2 protein-coding genes are annotated in these 667 nt (G+C 59.2%); both read left to right on the top strand.

All coding sequences use genetic code 11. From position 1 onward, the window contains the following. Nucleotides 1–35 precede the first annotated feature (35 nt). Nucleotides 36–338 (top strand): type II toxin-antitoxin system RelE/ParE family toxin, encoded by a 303-nt coding sequence (locus tag WCD84_RS14320; protein ID WP_343281802.1) that lies wholly within the window; start codon nt 36–38, stop codon nt 336–338. Beyond that, on the top strand, nt 335–631 hold the full coding sequence (locus tag WCD84_RS14315; protein ID WP_343279975.1) for an addiction module antidote protein: 297 nt from the start codon (nt 335–337) through the stop codon (nt 629–631). Before WCD84_RS14320 ends, WCD84_RS14315 begins: the two co-directional genes overlap by 4 nt. Nucleotides 632–667: the final 36 nt, after the last annotated feature.

Raw genomic sequence — 667 nt, 5'->3', positions numbered from 1 at the left:
TTGACAGTGATGTATCCTATCGGATACAGTGCGCCATGATCACGTTTCTCCGCACATCCGAGTTCGACGCTTGGCTTAAGGCACTACGTGACCCGATCGCCAAAGCCCGCGTTATCGCTCGCGTTCGCTCCGCGGAGGCGGGAAACCTTGGCGACGTAGCTCCGGTCGGAGAAGGTATTTCCGAGATGCGGATCCATGTTGGGCCCGGGTATCGGCTTTACTACTGTCGTAGGGACGAGGTGATCTACTTGCTCTTGTGCGCTGGCGACAAGTCTTCCCAGCAGCGAGACATCCGCACAGCTAAAGCCTTGCTCCAAGGCCTGGAGAGTTCCCCATGAAAAAGATCGCCGTGTTCGACGCTGCAGACTACCTGGACAATGATGTCGTCATTGCCGAGTACCTGAACGCCGCTCTTGAGGACGAGAACCCCAATGTGTTCCTACAAGCCATCGCGGACGTGGCCAAGGCGCGCGGCATGACAAAGCTCGCCAAGGACACTGGACTTGGTCGCGAGAGCCTCTACAAGGCACTCGCTCCGGGGGCGAAGCCTCGCTACGACACTGTCATCAAGCTTGTCCGTGCGCTCGGGGTGGAGCTTCACACGTCGCCAGCCCATGCAGGGCAGGCCTAACGATTCGTTCAAGCCGATGCCGCTTCGCGGCACGGC

The sequence above is a fragment of the Luteimonas changyuni genome (assembly GCF_039548395.1).
Taxonomy (GTDB): Bacteria; Pseudomonadota; Gammaproteobacteria; order Xanthomonadales; family Xanthomonadaceae; genus Luteimonas.
The sequence above is the reverse complement of the archived record's forward strand: the minus strand, read 5'-3'. Positions and strand labels throughout refer to the sequence as shown.